1 pseudogene is annotated in these 220 nt (G+C 69.1%); it reads right to left on the reverse strand.

The features are described 5' to 3' along the window. A pseudogene (locus tag DSP71_RS06570) lies at window positions 1-220 on the reverse strand (hypothetical protein); the annotation flags it as partial.

Raw genomic sequence — 220 nt, forward strand, 5'->3', positions numbered from 1 at the left:
GATCGCACCGAAGAAGACGAACCACAGCAGTCCGGAGATGAGCTGCGATCCGACCAGCCGACCGGTCGGGATCTTCACGACGCTCTCGGGGACCACGTCGGCGAGATCGACTCCGGCGATCAGACCGTTGACTCCCGCGTTCATCGATCCGACGAGCTGCGCTCGCGCGGATGCCGGTGCGGCCGCCGCCGCTGCGGCTGCTGCCGGGTTGAGCGCGGCG

This window comes from Microbacterium sp. H6 (assembly GCF_003314775.1).
Lineage (GTDB): Bacteria > Actinomycetota > Actinomycetes > Actinomycetales > Microbacteriaceae > Microbacterium > Microbacterium oxydans.